The organism is Luteococcus sanguinis (assembly GCF_039527675.1).
Lineage (GTDB): Bacteria > Actinomycetota > Actinomycetes > Propionibacteriales > Propionibacteriaceae > Luteococcus > Luteococcus sanguinis.
In genome coordinates, this window is the sequence record NZ_BAAAKI010000004.1 from 445,591 (window position 1) to 465,525 (window position 19,935).

Annotated in this window: 21 protein-coding genes and 1 tRNA gene; 17 read left to right on the plus strand and 5 right to left on the minus strand. The window is 68.5% G+C overall.

Translation table 11 applies throughout. The features are described from left to right. The first annotated feature begins 3 nt into the window (after positions 1-3). Positions 4-1,206 carry an O-antigen ligase family protein gene (locus ABD089_RS05855; RefSeq protein ID WP_343885303.1) on the plus strand — a complete coding sequence of 401 codons (1,203 nt, stop codon included), beginning with the start codon at positions 4-6 and terminating at the stop codon, positions 1,204-1,206. Positions 1,207-1,247: 41 nt separating this feature from the next. Then, the gene (malQ, locus tag ABD089_RS05860; protein WP_343885304.1) at positions 1,248-3,389 is read left to right on the plus strand and encodes a 4-alpha-glucanotransferase; all 2,142 of its coding nucleotides are present in this window, start codon (positions 1,248-1,250) and stop codon (positions 3,387-3,389) included. Between the two features lie 31 nt (positions 3,390-3,420). Here malQ and ABD089_RS05865 read toward each other — a convergent pair whose 3' ends face one another. Further along, on the minus strand, positions 3,421-3,987 hold the full coding sequence (locus ABD089_RS05865) for an isochorismatase family protein (RefSeq protein ID WP_343885305.1): 567 nt from the start codon (positions 3,985-3,987) through the stop codon (positions 3,421-3,423). 43 nt (positions 3,988-4,030) lie between these two features. Next, positions 4,031-5,383: a nicotinate phosphoribosyltransferase gene (locus ABD089_RS05870; RefSeq protein ID WP_343885306.1), complete on the minus strand. Its 1,353-nt coding sequence runs from the start codon at positions 5,381-5,383 to the stop codon at positions 4,031-4,033. A gap of 97 nt (positions 5,384-5,480) precedes the next feature. Here ABD089_RS05870 and clpS point away from each other — a divergent pair, with 97 nt between their 5' ends. The 8 genes from clpS (at position 5,481) to ABD089_RS05910 (ending at position 12,129) form a co-directional block, all read left to right on the plus strand. Beyond that, positions 5,481-5,789, plus strand: coding sequence for an ATP-dependent Clp protease adapter ClpS (gene clpS, locus ABD089_RS05875; RefSeq protein ID WP_343885307.1), 309 nt, complete (start codon positions 5,481-5,483; stop codon positions 5,787-5,789). 134 nt (positions 5,790-5,923) lie between these two features. Further along, the gene (locus tag ABD089_RS05880; protein WP_343885308.1) at positions 5,924-6,559 is read left to right on the plus strand and encodes a DUF2017 domain-containing protein; all 636 of its coding nucleotides are present in this window, start codon (positions 5,924-5,926) and stop codon (positions 6,557-6,559) included. 59 nt (positions 6,560-6,618) lie between these two features. Continuing rightward, positions 6,619-6,855 carry a FeoA family protein gene (locus ABD089_RS05885; protein WP_343885309.1) on the plus strand — a complete coding sequence of 79 codons (237 nt, stop codon included), beginning with the start codon at positions 6,619-6,621 and terminating at the stop codon, positions 6,853-6,855. After that, the gene (gene feoB / locus ABD089_RS05890) at positions 6,852-8,972 is read left to right on the plus strand and encodes a ferrous iron transport protein B (protein WP_343885310.1); all 2,121 of its coding nucleotides are present in this window, start codon (positions 6,852-6,854) and stop codon (positions 8,970-8,972) included. The genes ABD089_RS05885 and feoB overlap by 4 nt, the downstream gene beginning before the upstream one ends. 13 nt (positions 8,973-8,985) lie before the next feature. Further along, the gene (locus ABD089_RS05895) at positions 8,986-9,276 is read left to right on the plus strand and encodes a hypothetical protein (protein ID WP_343885311.1); all 291 of its coding nucleotides are present in this window, start codon (positions 8,986-8,988) and stop codon (positions 9,274-9,276) included. Positions 9,277-9,355: 79 nt separating this feature from the next. After that, the gene (murI, locus tag ABD089_RS05900; RefSeq protein ID WP_343885399.1) at positions 9,356-10,174 is read left to right on the plus strand and encodes a glutamate racemase; all 819 of its coding nucleotides are present in this window, start codon (positions 9,356-9,358) and stop codon (positions 10,172-10,174) included. A 245-nt stretch (positions 10,175-10,419) separates the two neighbouring features. Further along, positions 10,420-11,514, plus strand: a complete 1,095-nt coding sequence (locus tag ABD089_RS05905) for an S-(hydroxymethyl)mycothiol dehydrogenase (protein WP_343885312.1) — start codon at positions 10,420-10,422, stop codon at positions 11,512-11,514. Between the two features lie 3 nt (positions 11,515-11,517). Then, positions 11,518-12,129, plus strand: a complete 612-nt coding sequence (locus tag ABD089_RS05910) for an MBL fold metallo-hydrolase (RefSeq protein ID WP_343885313.1) — start codon at positions 11,518-11,520, stop codon at positions 12,127-12,129. Positions 12,130-12,148: 19 nt separating this feature from the next. Here ABD089_RS05910 and ABD089_RS05915 read toward each other — a convergent pair whose 3' ends face one another. Then, positions 12,149-12,532 carry a DoxX family protein gene (locus ABD089_RS05915; protein ID WP_343885314.1) on the minus strand — a complete coding sequence of 128 codons (384 nt, stop codon included), beginning with the start codon at positions 12,530-12,532 and terminating at the stop codon, positions 12,149-12,151. A 170-nt stretch (positions 12,533-12,702) separates the two neighbouring features. Here ABD089_RS05915 and rph point away from each other — a divergent pair, with 170 nt between their 5' ends. Genes rph through ABD089_RS05940 form a run of 5 tightly spaced genes read left to right on the plus strand, consistent with a single transcriptional unit; the run spans position 12,703 to position 17,327 of the window. Continuing rightward, entirely contained in the window at positions 12,703-13,458 is a 756-nt protein-coding gene (gene rph, locus ABD089_RS05920; RefSeq protein ID WP_343885315.1) for a ribonuclease PH, read from the plus strand. Continuing rightward, a complete protein-coding gene (locus ABD089_RS05925) occupies positions 13,455-14,192 on the plus strand; it encodes a non-canonical purine NTP pyrophosphatase (RefSeq protein ID WP_343885316.1) in 738 nt (245 codons plus the stop codon). The genes rph and ABD089_RS05925 overlap by 4 nt, the downstream gene beginning before the upstream one ends. After that, positions 14,176-14,988 carry a thymidylate synthase gene (locus ABD089_RS05930; protein WP_343885317.1) on the plus strand — a complete coding sequence of 271 codons (813 nt, stop codon included), beginning with the start codon at positions 14,176-14,178 and terminating at the stop codon, positions 14,986-14,988. The genes ABD089_RS05925 and ABD089_RS05930 overlap by 17 nt, the downstream gene beginning before the upstream one ends. 33 nt (positions 14,989-15,021) lie before the next feature. Then, positions 15,022-15,990 (plus strand): dihydrofolate reductase, encoded by a 969-nt coding sequence (locus tag ABD089_RS05935; protein ID WP_343885318.1) that lies wholly within the window; start codon positions 15,022-15,024, stop codon positions 15,988-15,990. Beyond that, positions 15,987-17,327 carry a DNA polymerase IV gene (locus ABD089_RS05940; protein ID WP_343885319.1) on the plus strand — a complete coding sequence of 447 codons (1,341 nt, stop codon included), beginning with the start codon at positions 15,987-15,989 and terminating at the stop codon, positions 17,325-17,327. The genes ABD089_RS05935 and ABD089_RS05940 overlap by 4 nt, the downstream gene beginning before the upstream one ends. Positions 17,328-17,347: 20 nt before the next feature. On the opposite strand, the gene ABD089_RS05945 is transcribed toward ABD089_RS05940, so the two are convergent. Together ABD089_RS05945 and ABD089_RS05950 are read right to left on the minus strand one after the other, a co-directional pair. Then, positions 17,348-17,432: transfer RNA gene (locus ABD089_RS05945), tRNA-Leu, on the minus strand. Between the two features lie 37 nt (positions 17,433-17,469). Next, a complete protein-coding gene (locus ABD089_RS05950) occupies positions 17,470-17,949 on the minus strand; it encodes a peroxiredoxin (protein ID WP_343885320.1) in 480 nt (159 codons plus the stop codon). A 153-nt stretch (positions 17,950-18,102) separates the two neighbouring features. Here ABD089_RS05950 and ABD089_RS05955 point away from each other — a divergent pair, with 153 nt between their 5' ends. Then, positions 18,103-18,417, plus strand: a complete 315-nt coding sequence (locus tag ABD089_RS05955) for a DUF3618 domain-containing protein (RefSeq protein ID WP_343885321.1) — start codon at positions 18,103-18,105, stop codon at positions 18,415-18,417. A 212-nt stretch (positions 18,418-18,629) separates the two neighbouring features. After that, positions 18,630-19,935, plus strand: a 1,306-nt coding sequence (locus tag ABD089_RS05960) for an ABC transporter substrate-binding protein (protein WP_343885322.1), incomplete at its 3' end; no start/stop codon positions are given.

Genomic DNA, 19,935 nt, shown 5'->3' on the forward strand with positions numbered 1-19,935 from the left:
CCCGTGACCTTGCCTCCACGGGGGATCGTCGCGCTGCTGCCAGCGGTGGTCGGCATGGCGATGGTGGACACGCCCTGGTCGTCGATATCGATGCTCGGCAGCGCGCTGCTGGCTGGGATGCTCACGCTGAGACCGCGTAACCATCGGCTGCAGTCCGTGTTCGGGGTGGGGCTGCTCGCCGTCTGGATGATGTTGAGCTTCACCTGGTCGCTGCAGCCCAACGAGACGTTGAAGGCGTGTGTGCGAACCTTCCTGCTGCTCGCCGCTGCGGCGCTGATGGCGCGCACCCTGAGCGGACGCCAGGTCGTCGCCGTGCTCAGCCTCGGCACCTCGGTGTTGGCCGCGCTCAGCCTCGTGTGGTGGGTGCTGTACCCGAGCACGGCCATCACCTCGGCCGGGCTGAAGGGCATGATGCCCCACAACAACGCGCTTGCCTACCTCGCCACGGTCGCCATCGCAAGCTCGGTCATGGCCAGCGGTCTGCCCCGAGGGTTGCGCGTCGGCGTGGTGGTGCTGGACGCCGTGGTGCTCTTTCTCAGCGACTCGATGACCTCCAACCTCGCTGCTGTGGCTGGCCTGTTCGCCGCGGGAGCCGTGGTGGCGGTCTCCCGGTTGCAGGGAGCGTCCCGGCGCGCGCTGACCGCGCTGGCCGGCGGAGTGCTGGCCAGCATCGCCTACCTCTCGGTCTTCGTCCCGCTCCCGACGCTGATCGGGCGGGACACGACTTTGACCGGCCGCACCACGATCTGGCCTGGTCTGTGGTCGATCGCGATCGATCGCTGGCTGACCGGATGGGGCCACGGGGCGCCATGGCTCAAGGGTTCCTGGATTCGGGAGTGGTCGGCCTACCACTTCGACTTCGCCATGATCAGTACCCACAACGCCCTCTACGAGACCTTCATGCAGCTCGGTGTCGTGGGTGTGGGCCTGGTCGTCGGCCTGTGGGCGGTCGCGCTGGTGCGCGCGGTCAGGGGGGCCGCCGCAACTCGTGAGAATGCCTGGCTGGTGGCGCTGGCCGTGCTGCAGTTGGTGCACGGTCTGGCGGAGTCGACCCAGGGGATGCCGCTGGGTTGGCTGGTGACCGCGTTGGTCTGGTTGGCCCGTCCAGTGGCTGCCGGCAGCGAGGGCGTCGAGCCGGTCCCGGTCCGACTCGCCAAACAGGCCCGGGCTTCGGGCTTAGCGCCGACCGCGGGTGTGCCCCGCTAGGCTGGGCCGGCACCCAACCGACGACGAAACGGGACCCTCCAATGGCGCTCAACGACGCGACCCTTGACCAGCTGGCCGAGCACTTCGGCATCGCGACCGAGTTCTGGGACTGGAAGGGCCGTCACACCGTCATCAGCGACGAGACGGTGATCGCCGTGCTCAAGGCGCTGGAGGTGGACGCGTCCACGCCCGAGAAGGCAGCCGCCGCCCTGGACGACCTGAGATTGCGGCCCTGGCGCCGCGCGCTGCCGCCCTGCGTCGTGCTCGAGGCCGGCCAGCCCGGCTGGGTCAACGTCCACGTCGACTCCGGTGCCCCGGCACAGCTCAGCATCCGCCTGGAGAACGGTGACGTGCGAGACGCCTGGCAGGTCACCAACGACAATCCCGACCGCGAGGTGGACGGACGTTGGGTGGGCGAGGCCTCCTTCCAGCTGCCCAGCGACCTGCCGCTCGGGTACCACCGTCTGGTGCTGCGCAGCAATGACGTCGAGGTCGAGAGCTCGCTGGTGACAACCCCCAGCTTCGTCGGGCTGCCCGCGTCGATGAACAACCGCCGCACCTGGGGTTACGCCACACAGCTGTACTCCGTGCGGTCCAAGGAGTCCTGGGGTGTCGGCGACCTGGCCGACCTCGCCGACCTGGCCGTGTGGAGCTCGACGCAGCAGTTCGCCGGCTATGTGCTGGTCAACCCGCTGCATGCCGCCCAGCCCGGCCCGCCGCTGGAACCCTCGCCCTATCTGCCGACCAGCCGGATGTACGTCAACCCGCTCTACATCCGTCCCGAGCGGATCGCCGAGTACGTCAACCTCTCTGTCTTCGACCGGGCGCGCGTCGACAAGCTGCGCGCCGGCCTGCAGCAGCAGGTGCAGGGCGTCGACGAGGTGATGCGCGATGAGTCCTGGACCGCGAAGCTGGCCGCCCTGCGGATCATCTTCGCCGCGGGTCTGCGCCCCGCCCGTCGGATGAGCTTCGACGCCTTCATCCGCCGCGAGGGCCGCCAGTTGCGCGACTTCGCCACCTGGTGCGCGCTGTACGAGGTGCACGGCGCCGACTGGCGCACCTGGCCCGCCGAGTACCAGCGGGCCACCAGCCCGCAGGTCGCTGAGTTCCACCGCGAGAACTGGGAGACCGTGGAATTCTTCATGTGGCTGCAGTGGATCGCCGAGAACCAGCTCAGCTCCACCCAGCGCGCCGCCAAGGACGCGGGGATGCCGCTCGGCATCATCAGCGACCTGGCGGTCGGCGTGAACGCGTCCGGAGCCGAGACCTGGATGCTCTCGGACGTCTTCGCGCAGGGCTGCACCGTCGGCGCACCGCCGGACGCCTTCAACCAGATGGGCCAGGACTGGGGCCAGCCCCCGTGGCGCCCGGACCGGCTGGCCGACCTGGCCTACGCCCCCTTCCGGACGATGGTCGCCAACATCCTGCGCCATGCCGGCGGCATCCGCGTCGACCACATCATCGGCCTGTTCCGGCTGTGGTGGGTGCCGCAGGGCCTGTCGGCCAAGGAGGGCACCTATGTCCGCTACGACCACGAGGCACTGATCGGCATCCTCGCGCTGGAGGCCCACCGGGCGCAGGCGCTGGTGATCGGTGAGGACCTGGGCACCGTGCAGCCCTGGGTGCGCGACTACCTCTCCCGCCGTGGCCTGCTCGGCACCTCGGTGATGTGGTTCGAGAACGGCGCGGATGGCAAGCCGCTACCCCCCGAACAATGGCGGGAGTACGCGATGAGCTCGGTCACCACGCACGACCTGCCGCCCACCGCGGGCTACCTGGCAGGCGATCACGTCCGGTTGCGGCACCAGCTCGGTCTGCTGTCGGAGAGCTTGGAGGACGAACTCGCCAGCGACAAGGCCGAACAGCAGGCAATGCTGGACGCGCTGCGCCAGCGTGGTGCCCTGCCCGAGGGGGACGTGGACGTGGAGGACATCGTCCTGGCCATGCATCGGATGCTGACCTGGACCCCCTCGAAGGTGCTCAACGCGGCGCTGGTCGATGCGGTGGGCGACCGTCGGACGCAGAACCAGCCCGGCACCATCGATGAGTACCCGAACTGGCGGGTGCCGTTGACCGGTCCGGATGGTGCGCCCATGATGCTGGAGGACGTCTTCGCCAGCGATCGGGCCAGCCGGCTGGCGGCCGTGATGAACGGCTTCAGCCATCTGCCGACCAAGCGATGAGTTCGACTGGCCGGTTTGGTGATCCAGTGTGTCAGCTGATCCCGATGCCCTGGATCTCCAGCTCGGTGAGAACCGTCTCCACGCCCTCGGGGCGCACCGGGACGGTGAGACCGGCCAGCACGGTGGTGGCGAAGTCGAGCCGGGCCGAGTCCTGCGCGGTGGCCTTCACGCAGTAGTCGGTGGCGATGCCAGCCACGTCGACGTGGGTCACCTCGTGCTCGCGCAGCCAGACCTCGAGGCTCTGCCCGTCCTCGGCGCCGCCGATGGTCCCCTCGAAACCGGAGTAGGCGGCGGCGTAGGAACCCTTGTCGAAGACCGCGTCGAAGTCGAACCCGGCCAGCGCATCGTGGAAATCCTGGCCGGGTGTCCCGACCACGCAGTGCGGCGGCCAGGAGTCGCGGAAGTCGGGGTTGTCGCTGAAGTGGGCACCGGGGTCGATGTGGTGGTCGCGGGTCGCGACCACGAATTGGTATCCCCCGCGGGCGTCGGCCAGCAGGTCGGCCAGGCGCGCTGCGACGGTGTTGCCGCCCGCCACGGCCAGAGAGCCGCCTTCGCAGAAGTCCTTCTGCACGTCCACCACGATCAGTGCGGTTGCCATCTCGTCCTCCTTGGGGTCTGGGTTCCGGGTCAGGTGTTGCAGGTCAAATGTTCGTCGGGGCGATCGAGTGCAGGTAGGGGTTGTAGGCCTCGTCGCCGTCGGGCTCCAGGATGATCGTCGGGATTGCAGGATCACCCTTGCTGACGCGCAGGGCGGCCACCGGCAGCTCGGCGCGGGCGCGTTCGTGGCGCTCCCGTCCCACTGACAACTCCTCGCGGCCGACGACCTGCCCGTCGCGGACGAGTTCGACCATCAGCTGGCGGTCGTTGCCGTCGCCGCTGGGCGGGTTGCCGATGCCGACGATCTCGGCCTTCGCCACGCCCTGCTCGTCCAGGCGGCGCATGGCGAACTTCCGGCCACCGACGGTGTTCTTGTTCAGTGACTTCTTCGCGACCGGCTTCAGTTCGGCGTCGGCGGCATCGGAGTCGGCGCGGGCGACGAGCTTGTAGACGAAGCCACAGGTGGGGTGTCCCGAACCGGTGACCACGGAGGTACCGACGCCGTAGCCGTCGACGGGAGCGCCGCGCAGGGCGGCGATCTGGTACTCGTCCAGGTCGGAGGTGACGATGATCTTGGTGTCCTCGGCGCCCAGGTCGTCCAGCAGGTCGCGCATCTGGCGAGCGACTATTGCGTGCTCGCCCGAGTCGAGGCGGATCGCGCCGAGCTTGCCCTCGGTCAACCGGACGCCGGTGCGGACGGCCTCCTCGAGGTCATAGGTGTCCACCAGCAGCGTCGTCCCGGGGCCGAAGGCATTGATCTGCGCCTGGAAGGCGCCCTCCTCCGAGTCGTGCAGCAGGGTGAAGGAGTGTGCGGCGGTGCCGGTGGTGGGGACGCCCCAGCTGCGGCCGGCCTGCAGGTTGGAGGTGGTGGCGAAGCCGGCGACATAGGCGGCCCGGGCGGCGGCGACGGCGGCCCACTCGTGCGCGCGGCGGGCACCCATCTCGATACAGGGACGTCCTTCGGCCATCGCGGTCATGCGGGAGGCAGCCGAAGCCATCGCGCAGTCGTGGTTGTAGATGCTGAGCAGCAGGGTCTCCATCACGCAGCACTCGGCGAAGTTGCCCTCGACGCGCAGCAGGGGAGAGCCGGGGAAGTAGATCTCGCCCTCGGGATATCCCCACATCTGGCCGGTGAAGCGGAAGTCGCGCAACCAGGCGGCGAGTTCGTCGTTGGCGATGCTCCGCTCGGCGAGGTAGGTGACCGTCTCCTCATCGAAGGTGAAGTCCTCGATCGCGTCGAGCATCCGTCCGACCCCGGCGACGACGCCGTAGCGGCGGCCCTCGGGCAGGCGGCGCGGGAAGAGCTCGAAGACGCTGCGTCGGAACGCCGTCCCCGAACCCATCGCGGCGCGGACCATGGTCAGCTCGTAGTGGTCGGTGAGCAGGGCTGTCGTCATGGGCCAACCCTAGAGGGGGCGCGCGGCGGGGTGAACCGGAATCGGGCACGGGCCCGGATCGGGGACGGGGCTGGCGTGGTGCGCAACAATGGACGGCATGAGCGAGCAGCCCCCCATCATCCCGGCCGGCGGCACCGCCGTCGTCGAGCGGGCCGACGAACAGCTGAGCGCGCAGCAGCCCTGGGTGACGATCGTCTGGGACGACCCGGTGAACCTGATGAGCTATGTCACCCACGTCTTCGTGACCTACTTCAAGTTCCCGCGCGAGAAGGCCGAGCAGCTGATGCTCCAGGTGCACAACGAGGGACGCTGCGTCGTGTCCCGCGGTGGACGCGAGCAGATGGAGCGGGACGTGAACGCGATGCACGGCTTCGGTCTCTGGGCGACGATGGAGCGCAGCGAGTGAATGTGATGGAGCGGAGCGAGTGATCGAAGGGGAGCGGAGCGAGTGATCGAAAGGGAGCGCAGCGAGTGAATGTGATGGAGCGCAGCGAGTGATCGAAGGGGAGCGCAGCGAGTGATCGAAGGGGAGCGCAGCGAGTGAAGGGCTTCAAGCGGGACAAGGACCAGGACGTCCTGGTCGCGCACTTCGACAACGAGGAGGCGGCGATGCTGGCCGGATTGGTCGACCAGCTCGCGGAATTGCTGACCGAGCATGACCTGCTCGGGCGTCACAGCGCCGAAGCCGCCGCCGGCGACCCCTTTGCCTTGTGGGAGCGGGAATTCAGCGAGGAACCCTCGGTCGATGACCTGGAACAGCTCGTCGACGAGGTCGATCCGGTGGTGCGCAGGTTGTTCCCCGACGCCTATCCGGACGACCCAGCAGCCTCCTGGGAGTTCCGCCGCTTCACCCAGTCCCGGGCGCGCACCGAGAAGGTGGCCGATGCCGAGACGGTGATGGCCGACCTGCAACTCACCGATCGCAAGGGCCGCTGTCGGGTGCCTGACGAGCACCAGACTGCCTGGCTGAAGACCCTGGCGAATGTCCGGCTGGCGCTGGCCGTGCGCTTGGACATCACGGACGAGATCAGCGCCGATGAGGTCGCCCAGCGTCCTGACAGCGACCCGCGGGCCTTCCTGAACGAGGTCTACCAGTGGCTCGGCTATGTCCAGGAGTCACTGCTGGAGGCGATGGGGTCCACGCCGCCGTCCCCCTCCCACGATTGGCAGGGTTGAGAGTCCCCTGACCGGGGGGTGGTTGGTTAGCCTCCCCTAAGCCGTCCTACAGTGGTCCCATGACCTCGACGACCCCGCTCTCCAGCGCCCCCCTTGGCGCTGCGCTCACGCTATTGCGTGCCGACGGGACGCCCGAGCTGTGTCGCCGCCTCGCCGCCCTCGGTCTGCGCCGCGGTGCGCAGGTGGTCGTCATGCACGACACCGCCGGCGGTGGACGAGTGGTGCAGGTCGCCGGGGCGCGCATCGCGCTGGACCGCTCCATGCTCGACCGGCTCTTCGCCGAGGTCGCCGCGTGACCCAGACCGAGGCTCGAACCAGCGCCGACAAGCCCGCCGCGATCAGCACCCAGCCCGGTACCCGAAGCGGTCCGGTTCTCGTTCCGCTCGGCATCCGCAAGGCCGTCCCGTCGGCGAAGGCTTGTTGTGCCGAGGGTGGCACCGGCACCGCTGGACCCGATGCCCCGGTGGTCGCCCTGGTGGGCGCCCCGAACGTCGGCAAGTCCACCCTGTTCAATGCGCTGACCGGTGCGCGGGTGACGATGGGCAACTGGCCGGGCACCACGGTGGGCGTGGCCCGCGGCGTCTGGCGCTCGACGCCGGCCGACAAGACCTGTGACTGCCTCGACTGCACCTGCGCCAGCGCGGAAGCACGTCCGGTTGACATCACGATGATCGACCTGCCCGGCGCCTACTCCCTCGACCCGGTCAGCCCGGACGAGGCACTCACCCGGGAGTTGCTCGTCGACGGTCCCGCCACCGAGGCGCCCGACCTGACAGTCGTCGTGGCCGACGCGGCGCACCTGTCGCGATCGCTCTACATCGTCACCCAGTTGCGGGAGCGACCGATCCGGCTCGTGGTGGCCGTCAGCATGCTGGACGTCGCCCGCCACCGCGGCATCGACGTCGACACCTTCGCCCTTTCGCAGGCTCTCGGCTGCCCCGTCGTCGCGCTGGACCCGCGACGCCGCACCGGCATCGACAACCTCACCCGCATCGTCCACGAGCAGTTGAGCGCCCCGGCGCCGGCGCCCCGTGAACTGGACGAGGTACCGGACCCATCCCTGCCGCCGCTGGACGCCGACCTGGTCCGCGAGGACGAGCGCTTCGGCTTCATCGAGCGCTCCGTCTCGGCAGGCACCCGCGACTCCGGGCAGGCGCGCGCCTCGCTCTCTGACAAGGTCGACCGCTGGGTGACCGCGCCCATCGCCGGACCGGTCATCTTCATGGCCGTGATGTGGGGTGTCTTCCAGATCACCACCTCGGTCGCGGCTCCCATGCAGGATGCATTGGACGGACTCTTCTCCGGACCCATCAGCGGGGCGGCGCACTGGCTGCTGGGCCTGGTCGGCCTGGGTGACACCTGGGTCAACGGCCTGGTCGTGGACGGCCTGGTCGCTGGCGTTGGCATGCTGCTCACCTTCGCGCCCCTGATGGCGTTGATGTTCCTGCTGCTTGCGCTGTTGGAGGACTCCGGGTACATGGCGCGCGCCGCCGTCGTCACCGACCGGATGATGCGCGCGCTGGGCCTTCCCGGACGGGCCTTCCTTCCCCTGGTGGTCGGCTTCGGCTGCAATGTGCCGGCCATCTCCGCGACGCGCATCCTGCCCCAGGCCCGTCAGCGCATCCTGACCGCGCTGCTCGTCCCCTTCACCTCCTGCACGGCCCGGCTCACGGTCTACGTGCTGGTCGGCACCACCTTCTTCGGCCGCGCTGCCGGCACCGTCGTGTTCGCGATGTACCTGGTCAGCATCGCCTTCGTCGTCGGCGTCGGGCTCATCCTGCGCAAGACGCTGTGGCGGACGATGGGCACCGAACCCTTGGTGCTGGACCTGCCGCCCTACCAGCGCCCCACCGTGCGCTTGACCGCGATGGTCACCTGGACCCGGCTGAAGGGCTTCTTGCAGACCGCGTCCGGGATCATCGTCGCGACCGTCACCCTGGTCTGGCTGTTCCAGTCGATCCCGGCGGTCGGGCAGCAGCCCTTCGGCGAGGTGCCGGTCGAGGACTCCGCCTACGGCGTCGCCGCGCGGGCGGTCACGCCCGTCTTCGCCCCCACCGGCTTCGACCAGTGGCAGACCACCTCGGCGCTGGTCGTCGGCTTCGTCGCCAAGGAGGCCGTGATCTCGTCCTGGGCGCAGACCTACGCGCTGGAGGACCCGATGGAAAGCGGTGACGAGACCTCGCTCGGCGCGCGGATCAAGGCCGACTTCAACACCTCTTCCGATGGTCATCCGATCCCTGCCGTGCTTGCCTTCCTGGTCTTCCTGTGCGCCTACACGCCGTGCGTGGCAACCCTGGCCGCGCAGAAGCGCGAGATCGGCTGGCGCTGGACGCTGTTCGGCATCGGCATGCAGTTGGTCACCGCCTACATCGGGGCGGTGGCGGTCTTCCAGATCGGACGGCTGTTCTGGTGACGGGACTGCTGGGATGACCCGTCCGCTGCAAGCCGTCGTGACTGCCTTCGGTGACGGTGCGCGATCCCTGGACGACATCGCTGGACGCACCGGCCTGCCCCTCGACGTGGTCGGGGCCAGCGTGGAGCACCTGCGCCGGATGCATGTCATAGAGGCCAAGGAACTCGCGATGGGCTGTCCCGGCGGTGGCTGCGGGTCCTGCGCCTCGGGGCTGGCGGACGGTAGCGCGGGCTGCGGCGCGTCCGGGCCATCGGCCACCCGCAGCGGCCCGGTGCTGGTGCAGCTCAGCCTCCGCCAACGCTGAGGCCAGCCCGCACGGACGTCGGTCCGCGCTCGTAGACTGTTGGCTGCGCAGGGCGTATCAGCGAAAGGAAGCACACGTGATCCCGTTCGAGTCCGAGATCGGCACCGATGCACCCATCGGCATCTTCGACTCCGGGTTCGGCGGCCTGACCGTGGCTCGTTCCGTGCTCGACCTGATGCCGAACGAGGACATCATCTACCTGGGTGACACCGCCCGGACCCCCTACGGTCCGCTCCCGATCGCCGAGGTGCGCGAGTACGCGATCGAGTGCATGGACCGGCTGGTCACCCACGGCGTGAAGGCGCTGGTGATCGCCTGCAACACCGCATCGGCGGCTGCATTGCACGACGCGAGGGAGCGTTATGACGTCCCCATCATCGAGGTCGTGCTGCCGGCCGCCCGTCGTGCCGCCGCCGCGACCCGCAACAACAAGGTGGGGGTCATCTGCACCCAGGCAACGGCCACCTCACGCGCCTACGATGACGCGTTGGCCGTCGCCCCGCACATAAACCTCACCACCGCTGTCTGTCCGCGCTTCGTCGAGTTCGTCGAGGCCGGCATCACAGGTGGGGACGAGTTGTTGTCGCTGGCCAAGGAGTACCTGGCCCCGCTGCAGCGCGCCGACGTGGACACGCTGATCCTGGGCTGCACGCACTACCCGCTGCTGTCCGGCGTGATCAGCTACGTGCTCGGCGACCAGGTGACGCTGGTCAGTTCCTCGGACGAGTGTGCGCGCGCCGCCTACCACTCGCTGCAGCGTCGCCAGGTGCTCCACGACCAGCCCCGCCAGGCCCAGCGGCTGCTGTTGACGACGGGCAATGCGGACGCCTTCGAGGGCGTCGGCTCGCGGTTGCTGGGCGGTTTCGTCGAGGGCGTCCAGCAGGTTCACCTGCACTGATCGCACCACCATTCGGGGACTGTTCCCGTGCTTGCGCAGGCGCCTAGAGTTGGCCCAGGAGCCGGGGATCGCCCCGGCCTGGGCGCCAGGAGGAAAGATGTGCCAGAAGGTCACCTGCGACAAGTGCGGCAAGCCCACGTGGCAGGGCTGCGGTGAGCACATCGAGCAGGCGCTGGCGGACGTTCAGCCCGCCGATCGCTGCACCTGCCCCCGCTGAACCACCGTCCACAGTCACCAGGAGAGCCATGCCCAACACCGTCAAGGCCGTCATCGCCCGCGCGAAGGATGCCGAGGTCGAACTCGTCGACATCGTCGTCCCCGAGCCCGGGCCGGGGGAGGCTCTGGTTCGGGTGCAGGCCTGCGGCGTCTGCCACACCGACCTGCACTACAAGCAGGGCGGCATTGGGGACGACTACCCCTACCTGCTGGGGCACGAGGCCGCCGGCATCGTGGAGGCCGTGGGGGAGGGCGTGACCGAGGTCGCTCCCGGGGACTACGTGGTGCTCAACTGGCGCGCCGTGTGCGGCAGCTGCCGCGCCTGCGCCAAGGGTGAGCCCTGGTACTGCTTCAACACCGCCAATGCCACCCAGAAGATGACATTGACCGACGGCACCGTGCTGTCCGCGGCGCTGGGCATTGGCGCCTTCGCCGAGAAGACCCTGGTCGCAGCCGGTCAGTGCACCAAGGTCGACCCGGCCGCCGAGCCTGCGGTCGCTGGCTTGCTCGGATGCGGCGTGATGGCCGGTCTGGGGGCGGCGCTGAACACGGGAGCGGTGCGTCGGGGCGAGACGGTCGCCGTGATCGGCTGTGGTGGTGTGGGTGCGGCTGCGATTGCCGGTGCCAGGCTGGCTGGCGCGGCGAAGGTGATCGCCGTCGACGTCGACTCCCGCAAGCTGGAGACCGCCCGCGAGTTGGGGGCGACGCACGTCATCAACTCCAAGGAGGCGGACGCGGTGGAGCAGATCCGCGAGCTCACCGACAGCTTCGGCGCGGACGTCGTGATCGACGCGGTGGGTCGTCCCGAGACCTTCCAGCAGGCCTTCGACGCGCGTGACCTGGCTGGACGGGTGGTGCTGGTCGGCGTCCCCACGCCCGACACGACCTGGACGGTGCCGCTGTTGGACATCTTCGGCAAGGGCGGCTCGATCAAGTCGTCCTGGTACGGCGATTGCCTGCCCAGCAGGGACTTCCCGATGCTGGTCGATCTCTACCTGCAGGGACGCCTGCCGCTGGACGCCTTCGTCACCGAGAAGGTCGGGATCGACCAGGTGGAAGCGGCCTTCGACAAGATGGGTTCCGGTGAGGTGCTGCGATCCGTGGTCGTCCTGGACGAGGATTGATCCATGAGCCCACGCATCGACCATGGTGTCGCGAGCGGCACCTTCAGCCTCGACGGCGAGACCTTCGAGGTCGACAACAACATCTGGACGATCGGTGATGACACCGAGTGCTTGGTGATCGACGCCCCGCACAACGTGGCGGCGATCGAACAGGTCATCGCTGGCCGCACGGTCGTCGGGATCGTCTGCACCCACGCCCACGACGACCATGTCCGGGTGGCGCCGGAACTGGCGCACCGCACCGGTGCGCCGGTGATGCTGCACCCAGGGGACATCGACCTGTGGCGGCTCACCCACGCCGACATCGAGCCCGAACAGGAATTGCGCGACAACCAGGTGCTCCATGTTGCGGGCATCGAGGTGCAGGTCATCCACACGCCCGGGCACGCGCCGGGGGCGGTGTGCCTGTTCGTCCCCGAACTCGGCGCGCTGTTCAGCGGTGACACGCTGTTCAAGGGTGGCCCCGGAGCGACGGGACGGTCGTTCAGCGACCGTGGTGAGCTGGAGCACTCCATCCGGACGCGGCTGTTCAAGTTGCCCGATGAGACGGTCGTCCACACGGGTCACGGTGACGACACCACGATCGGTACGGAGGCGGCAGCTCTGGGTCGCTGACCGACTGTCAGTGTGTCGGCTATCCGGTGGTGACGATCTGTGCGCGTCGCACCAGGTCAGCCTGCAGCGGGAGACGTCCGACTGCGATGGCCTGCTGCCAGGCCGGACGGTTCCGCCAGTCGAGGGCCATCTTGATGTTGCCGGGGAAGACCCCGATGAACAGGGCCTGCGCGGCGCGCCCGCCGAGGCGTCGGGTGGGTGGCGCGACCAGCAGGGCGGCGACGGCCAACTCGACGACCCCCGAGCCGAGAGTCCACCCGCGCGCCGCCCCGGGCAACTGCTCGGGGATCAGGGCGTCGAAGGGCTCTGGCTTCGCGAAGTGCAGGATTCCCATCGTGGTGCACAGGGCAGCCAGGCCGAGGGCGTTGCGGGTGGCGGGGGAGGACGCGTCCGAGAAGGGCATGGTGAGACGCTACCCGTCCAGACTGGAGAACGACCCATCCGGGTCGCTTCCCACGTTGAATCGTCGGATGGAGGTGGGATTCGACCAACTGTGGGCGGTGTGCACAGCGATCCCGGCCCCATCGCACCCCGCCGGACGAAAGTGTCGGATCGCCCCGGTAAGTTGGCGACATGGCAGAGAACACCACCACCCGCGTCGACGGGCGCACCCCCGACCAGCTGCGCGAGGTGCGCATCACGCGCAACTGGCTGGACCACGCCGAGGGCTCTTGCCTCGTCGAGTTCGGCAAGACCCGCGTGCTGGTGGCGGCGAGCGTCACCGAGGGCGTGCCGCGCTGGCTGAAGGGCCAGGGCAAGGGCTGGGTGACCAGCGAATACGAGATGCTGCCGCGCGCCACCCACACTCGCTCCGACCGGGAGTCCCGGCGCGGCAAGATCGGCGGCCGTACCCACGAGATCAGCCGCCTGATCGGACGCTCGCTGCGCGCCGTCATCGACTACGAGGCCCTCGGCGAGAACACCATCGTCATCGACTGCGACGTGCTGCAGGCCGACGGTGGCACCCGCACCGCCTCGATCACCGGCGCCTATGTCGCCCTGGCCGACGCGGTCGAGTACCTGCGCGGTCGCGGTGCGCTGAAGGGCGAGCCCCTCAAGGACTCCGTCGCCGCGATCAGCGTCGGCGTCGTGGACGGCGTCCCCATGCTCGACCTCGCCTACACCGAGGACTCCTCGGCCGACACCGACATGAACATCGTCGTCGCCGGCAATGGTGACTTCATCGAGGTGCAGGGCACCGCCGAGGGCGTCCCCTTCGACCGCGACACCCTCAACCTGCTGCTCGACCTCGGCCTCAAGGGCTGCGCCGAGCTCAAGACGAAGCAGGCCGAGGCCCTCGTCGGGCCGGTCGCCGAGGTGGCCCAGTGAGCGAGAGCGCCGCGGCCAAGGTCGTCCTGGCCACCAACAACATGAAGAAGCTCGCCGAGCTGCGCCAGGTCGTCGCCGACGCAGACCTCGACATCGAGGTGCTTGGCCTGGCCGACTTCGAGCGCTACCCCGAGCCCGCCGAGACCGAGCGCACCTTCGAGGGCAATGCGCTGATCAAGGCGCGCGAGGCCGCCCACCGCACCGGGCTGCCCGCGCTGGCCGACGACTCGGGCCTCGAGGTGGACGAGCTGAACAACTGCCCGGGCGTCCGTTCGTCCCGCTGGGCCGGGCCGGAGTGCGACGACGAGGCCAACAACGACCTGTTGCTGCGCCAGATGACCGACGTCCCCGAAGATCGCCGCACCGCGCGCTTCGTGTGCGCGATGGCCTTCGTCGTCCCCGACGGCAACCAGGGGGTCAAGTTCTCCGAGGCCAAGCGCGAGACCTGGGAGGGACGGTTGGCCTTCGAACGCCACGGCGAGAACGGTTTCGGATACGACCCGCTGTTCATCCCGGATGACGCCCCCGAGGTCGATGGCCGCCGGCTCGCGTCGGGCGAGCTGTATCCCGAGGTGAAGAACGAGCTCTCGCACCGCGGCAAGGCGGTTCGGGCGGTGCTTCCGACCGTCGTCGGCCTGCTCGGCAAGAAGATGCCGCAGGAGCAGAACCAGCCCGACCTCGAGCCGGGCGCGCCCGATGACACGGGGGAGCAGGGCAATGCAGCAGTATCTTGACCTGCTGACCCGGGTGATGGAGTCCGGCGTCGACAAGTCCGACCGCACCGGCACCGGGACGCGCAGCGTGTTCGGCCACCAGATGCGCTTCGACCTCGCACAGGGCTTCCCGCTGCTCACCACCAAGAAGCTGCACACGCGCAGCATCTTCGGCGAGCTGCTGTGGTTCCTGCGCGGGGACACCAACATCGCATGGCTGCACGAGAACGACATCACGATCTGGGACGAGTGGGCCGACGACGAGGGCAACCTGGGCCCCGTCTATGGCTACCAGTGGCGCAGCTGGCCCACGCCGTCCGGCGAACACGTCGACCAGATCGCCAAGGTGATCTCGTCGATCAAGAACAACCCCGACTCGCGTCGCCACATCGTCAGCGCCTGGAATGTCGCCGACGTGGACGACATGGCGTTGCCGCCCTGCCACGCACTGTTCCAGTTCTACGTCGCGCCCGGCGAGGGCGACGAGCCCGGGACGTTGAGCTGCCAGCTCTACCAGCGCAGCGCCGACATCTTCCTCGGGGTGCCGTTCAACATCGCGTCGTATGCGCTGCTCACGCACCTGGTTGCGCAGGTCTGCGGCCTGCGCGTCGGCGACTTCGTCCACACCCTCGGTGATGCGCACATCTACTCCAACCATTTCGAGCAGGTGGCCGAGCAGGTCACCCGTGACCCGCGCCCGCTCCCGAAGTTGGTGCTGAACCCGGCGGTCACCGAGATCGACGCCTTCGAGCTGAGCGACATCAGCATCGAGGGCTATGACCCACACCCGTCCATCAAGGCGCCCATCGCCGTCTGAGCAGGCTGTTTGACCAGTGAAAGGAAGAGCACCATGCGAGTCATCGCGATCGCCGTCGTCGGCACCAACGGCGTGATCGGCGACGGCCACGACCAGCCCTTCAAGTTCCGTGAGGACTGGGAGCGCTTCAAGTCCACCACCATGGGCCACCCGATCATCATGGGACGCCACACGCTGGAGTCGACGGGGCGTTTCCTGCCCGGGAGGACGACGATCGTCGTCAGCCGGGATCCGGAACAGATCGAGCTCTCGGACGACGAGTCGGCACCCAGCTTCGCGGTGGGTTCGGTGGAGCTGGCACTCGAACTGGCCGAGGCCTTCGACACGGTCTGCTTCGTGGGTGGCGGAGGGCAGGTGTACCGCAATGCCTGGGAATTCCTGACCGAGCTGGACATCACCCAGGTGCATGCCGAGGGTGCGGGCTCCATCACCTTCCCCGACATCGATCCGGACGAGTGGATGTGCCTGTCGCGCGAGCCGCGCGGCCAGTTCGACTTCACCCGCTGGTTCCCGATCACGCGCACCGACCGCCTGACGATGGCGCCCGTCGGGCCGAGCGACCTGGACGACTGGGCGCGCCTGCACTCCGCGTCCGACCTGCCGCCGGTCGAACTGGACCGCCACGAGGCGGGCCTGCGAGCCAACGTCCAACACTGGCTGGACGACGGGCTCGGCTACTGGCTGGTGCGGGACCGCCTCTACGAGCACCCGGTCGGTGTCGGGGGGGTGCGGCGCTCCCGGGAGAACCCCGAGGGCACCTGGAGCCTCTACTACCGCTTCGAGGAGCAGAGCCGGAACCAGGGCTATGCCGTCGAACTCGGCCAGGCCGGGATCGCTGCTCTCAAGGTGGTACAGCCCGACGCCGAGCTGCGGGCGGTCGCCCGTCCGGGCAATGATGCCGCCATCGCGGTCGCCGAGAAGCTGGGGCTCGAACGCTCGGGCACCACCCAGGATGCCCGCGGTGAGTTGGTCGTCTTCACCGCCCTGGTGCGGGAGTTGTGAGACCGACCGCCAGCATCCTGCACCTCGACCTGGACGCCTTCTTCGCCGCGGTCGAGCAGCGCGACAAGCCGTCCCTGCGCGGCAAGGCGGTGATCGTCGGCGGTACCGGCGGACGCGGTGTCGTGTCCACCGCCAGCTACGAGGCCCGGGTGCACGGCGTCGGGTCGGCGATGGCGATGTCGGAGGCCAGGCGCCGCGCCCCCCACGCCGCCGTGCTCGGCCCGAGGTTCGACGCCTACCAGCAGAGTTCCAAGGTCGTGATGGCGACACTGGCCGAGCTCAGCCCGCTGGTGCAGCCGCTCAGCATCGACGAGGCCTTCGTCGACCTCGCGGCGGGCGGGCACCGCTGTGATGACGTGGACGCGCTGTCAGCGCTGGCCGAACAGCTGCGCGCGACGATCACCGAGCGGACCGCCGGGCTGACGGCCTCGGTCGGCATCGGCTCCAGCAAGTTCATCGCCAAGGTGGCCAGCGAGATGGCCAAACCCAACGGCGTCACGGTGATCGCGCCCGGTTCTGAGGTGGCGACCATCGCACCCCTGCCGGCGCGGGCGATCCCGGGCGTTGGCCCGGCAACGATGGCCCGGCTGGACCGGCTCGGCATCCGCACCGTCGCCGACCTGCAGAATGCCTCGGTCACCGAGCTCACCCGCGAGATCGGATCCGTGTGGGGCCAGGCATTGCACGACTTCGCCTTCGCCCGGGACGACCGTCTGGTGAGCGTGGACCGGGAGGTGAAGTCGATCTCGGTCGAGGACACCTTCGAGACCGACCTGACCGGCCGGGACCTGCTGGTGACCCACGCCGAACGGGATGCTGCGATCGTGGCCGGAAGGCTGCGGCGTTCCGGCCAGTTCGCCCGCACGGTGACCCTCAAGGTGCGCTTCGCCGACTTCACCACGTGGACGCGATCGCGCACCCTGCGCGGCGCCACCGACGCCACCGAGACCGTCGCGCGGATGGCCCGGGAACTGCTCGACCAGGTGGACGTCAAGGCCGGCATCCGCCTGCTCGGAGTCGGCGTCGCGAACTTCACCGACGCCGCGCAGGAGGAGTTGTTCGTGCTCGAGGGCGACGAGGCGCACGTCCTGGACACGACCACGCACGAACAGGCGCCGCCCGAGCGTCGCTGGCGCAGCACCGAGTGGTCGCCCGGCGCGGAGGTCGAACACCCCGACTTCGGGCGTGGCTGGGTCTGGGGATCGGGCCTGGGTCGGGTCACCGTCCGCTTCGAGACCCGGCTCACCGGGCCCGGACCGGTGCGCTCCTTCAGCTCGGACGACCCGCTGCTGGCCAGGCCAGAGGCGCTGGTGGCCTTGCCCTGGGAGCTTCCGTGACCCTTGGTGATGGTGATGTCTGGTGCCGGAGAAGGGACTTGAACCCTCACGCCCGAAGGCACAGGAACCTAAATCCTGCGTGTCTGCCAATTCCACCACTCCGGCGGTGCGGGGCGGCTGCCCCGGGTGAACGATGGCTCGTTCAGACCCCCAACTCGCGTCGCAGCTTGGCGACGTGACCGGTGGCCTTGACGTTGTACTGCGCGACGCGGATGACGCCCTTGCCCGCCTCGTCCACGTCCACGACGAAGGTGGAGCGGATGACCCCCTCGACGGTCTTGCCGTAGAGCATCTTCTCCCCGAACGCCGACCACGCCGACAGCACCGCGCGCTCGGGGTCGGCCAGCAGCCGGATGCCGAGGTTCTCCTTGTCGGCGAACTTCACCAGCTTCTCGGCCGAGTCGGGGGAGATGCCGAGCACCTGGTAGCCGGCTTTCGACAGTTCGGTCGCGGCCTGCGAGAAGTCGACCGCCTGGATCGTGCAGCCGGGCGTCATCGCGGCCGGGTAGAAGTAGACGATCACGGACTGCCCGGGGAAGTCGCGCAGGGCCACGGTCGTCCCGTCGGCGCAGGGCAGCTCGAAATCGGGTGCGACGTCACCAGGAGCGAGGCGTTCGGTCATGGGGGACAGCCTAGGGTTCGCCATCAGCGCACCCCAAACCCGTCCGCGTGCAGTGTGACGGTGAGCGGGACGGGGCTAGGGTTTGACGTGTTCGGCCGACCCGGCCGAAGGAGTTCGCAGAACGAAGTCCGCAAAGTGCAGATGGAGCAGACGATGGCCGACAACAAGCGCACCGACAACCGTTCGCCTGAGCAGATCCGCGCCGACATCCACGCGGCCCGCCAGCGCATGAGCGCCAATGTGCAGGGCCTGGTCACCGAGGTGCACCCCACCGCCGTGAAGAATCGTGCCGTGGACGACGCCAAGGAAGTGGCCCGTACCGAGGTGCAGAACCTCACCCACCAGGTCAAGGATGAGAACGGGTGGCGCACCGACCGCCTGACCCTGGCCGGGATGGCCTCGGGTGCCGTCATGGTCGGCCTGCTGGTGATCCGCGGCCTGGCGAAGCTGGTCACTCGCAAGCGCTGAACCCATCACGGTCACCAGGGGCCTGTCACTCCACACGGGGTGGCAGGCCCCTGTTGACACCCTGGGGCTGGACGCGGTCACGGCGAGAATCGTCCGGCGCTTGGTAACAGATTGGTCGCGATCGCGCTTGGAACGTGCAACCCAATCAGTGAAGTCCTACTGTCTGAGATGCCCGACCACCGGGCTTCCACGAAGAAGTGAGGACCAATCAAATGTCGCGTACCCGCAGTGTTCGCCGCGTCGCCGCTACTGGCTTGTCGCTGACCGCCGTGCTGGCGATGGCCGCGTGTGGCGGCTCGGACAGCTCGTCCAGCTCCAGTGCTGCCGCCCTCAACTGGGACCAGAAGGGTCCCATCACCTATGTGCAGGGCAAGGACAACAACAACGTTGTCCAGCCCTTGGTCGACAAGTGGAATGCGGCGCACCCGGACGAGAAGGTCACCTTCATCCAGCTCTCGGACAAGGCCGATGAGCAGCGCCAGAAGATGATCGACAACGCCACCACCAACGGCTCCTCGGGCTACGACGTGCTCTCGCTCGATGTCGTGTGGACCGCCGAGTTCGCCGCCAAGCAGTACGTGGTCGAGCTCCCCAGCGACCAGTTCAAGACCGACGGCATGCTCGACTCGGCTGTTGACGGCGCCAGCTACTTCAACAAGCTGTACGCCATCCCCGCCTCCTCCGACGGTGCCCTGCTCTACTACCGCAAGGACCTGCTCGATGCCGCGGGCATCACCGAGGCTCCCAAGACCTGGGATGACATGAAGGCTGCCTGCGCCAAGGTCAAGGCCACGAACAAGTCCATCGATTGCTACGGCGGTCAGTTCCAGAAGTATGAGGGCCTGACCTGCAACATCACCGAGTGGGTGAACTCCGCCGGGGGCGAGTTCCTCGACAAGGACAGCAAGCCGCAGGTGAACTCGGAAGCATCGCTCAAGGGCGTCAGCTACCTCCAGGGCATGTTCAAGGACGGCACGATCCCTGCCGAGGCCACCACCTGGATGGAGGAGCCCTCGCGCCAGGCCTTCCAGGACGGCAAGCTCGTCTTCCTGCGCCAGTGGCCCTACGCCTACTCGCTGATGCAGGCCTCGGACGGTTCGTCCAAGGTCAACGGCAAGTTCGGCATCGCCCCGCTGCCCGGCCTGACCGGCCCGGGCGTGTCCACCCTTGGTGGCCACAACATGGCCGTGACCAAGACGGCGAAGAACCTGGGCACTGCCAAGGCCTTCATCGAGTGGTACACCTCGGCTGACCAGGAGAAGGTGCTGGCCGAGAAGGCGTCGCTGGCTCCCTCGCTGGAGTCGCTGTACTCCGATGCTTCGCTGACCGAGCAGATGCCCTACCTGCCGACGCTGCTCGAGTCGATCAAGACTGCCAAGCCTCGCCCGAAGGCCGTCCAGTACAACGACGTCACCCAGGCGATCCAGGACGCGTCCTATGACGTCGTGAAGAGCGGCAAGGACCCGAAGGCCACCTTTGACAGCCTGCAGACCAAGCTCACGGACCTGACCAAGGCCT

Coding starts and splice junctions, on each gene's coding strand:
- ABD089_RS05910 (WP_343885313.1), top strand. CDS start 11,518: ATGAGCCCACGCATCGACCATGGTGTCGCGAGCGGCACCTTCAGCCTC.
- ABD089_RS05870 (WP_343885306.1), bottom strand. CDS start 5,383: ATGACGACAGCCCTGCTCACCGACCACTACGAGCTGACCATGGTCCGC.
- ABD089_RS05895 (WP_343885311.1), top strand. CDS start 8,986: ATGACCCGTCCGCTGCAAGCCGTCGTGACTGCCTTCGGTGACGGTGCG.
- rph (WP_343885315.1), top strand. CDS start 12,703: ATGGCAGAGAACACCACCACCCGCGTCGACGGGCGCACCCCCGACCAG.
- ABD089_RS05955 (WP_343885321.1), top strand. CDS start 18,103: ATGGCCGACAACAAGCGCACCGACAACCGTTCGCCTGAGCAGATCCGC.
- ABD089_RS05950 (WP_343885320.1), bottom strand. CDS start 17,949: ATGACCGAACGCCTCGCTCCTGGTGACGTCGCACCCGATTTCGAGCTG.
- ABD089_RS05930 (WP_343885317.1), top strand. CDS start 14,176: ATGCAGCAGTATCTTGACCTGCTGACCCGGGTGATGGAGTCCGGCGTC.
- ABD089_RS05865 (WP_343885305.1), bottom strand. CDS start 3,987: ATGGCAACCGCACTGATCGTGGTGGACGTGCAGAAGGACTTCTGCGAA.
- ABD089_RS05885 (WP_343885309.1), top strand. CDS start 6,619: ATGACCTCGACGACCCCGCTCTCCAGCGCCCCCCTTGGCGCTGCGCTC.
- ABD089_RS05915 (WP_343885314.1), bottom strand. CDS start 12,532: ATGCCCTTCTCGGACGCGTCCTCCCCCGCCACCCGCAACGCCCTCGGC.
- ABD089_RS05905 (WP_343885312.1), top strand. CDS start 10,420: ATGCCCAACACCGTCAAGGCCGTCATCGCCCGCGCGAAGGATGCCGAG.
- malQ (WP_343885304.1), top strand. CDS start 1,248: ATGGCGCTCAACGACGCGACCCTTGACCAGCTGGCCGAGCACTTCGGC.
- ABD089_RS05935 (WP_343885318.1), top strand. CDS start 15,022: ATGCGAGTCATCGCGATCGCCGTCGTCGGCACCAACGGCGTGATCGGC.
- clpS (WP_343885307.1), top strand. CDS start 5,481: ATGAGCGAGCAGCCCCCCATCATCCCGGCCGGCGGCACCGCCGTCGTC.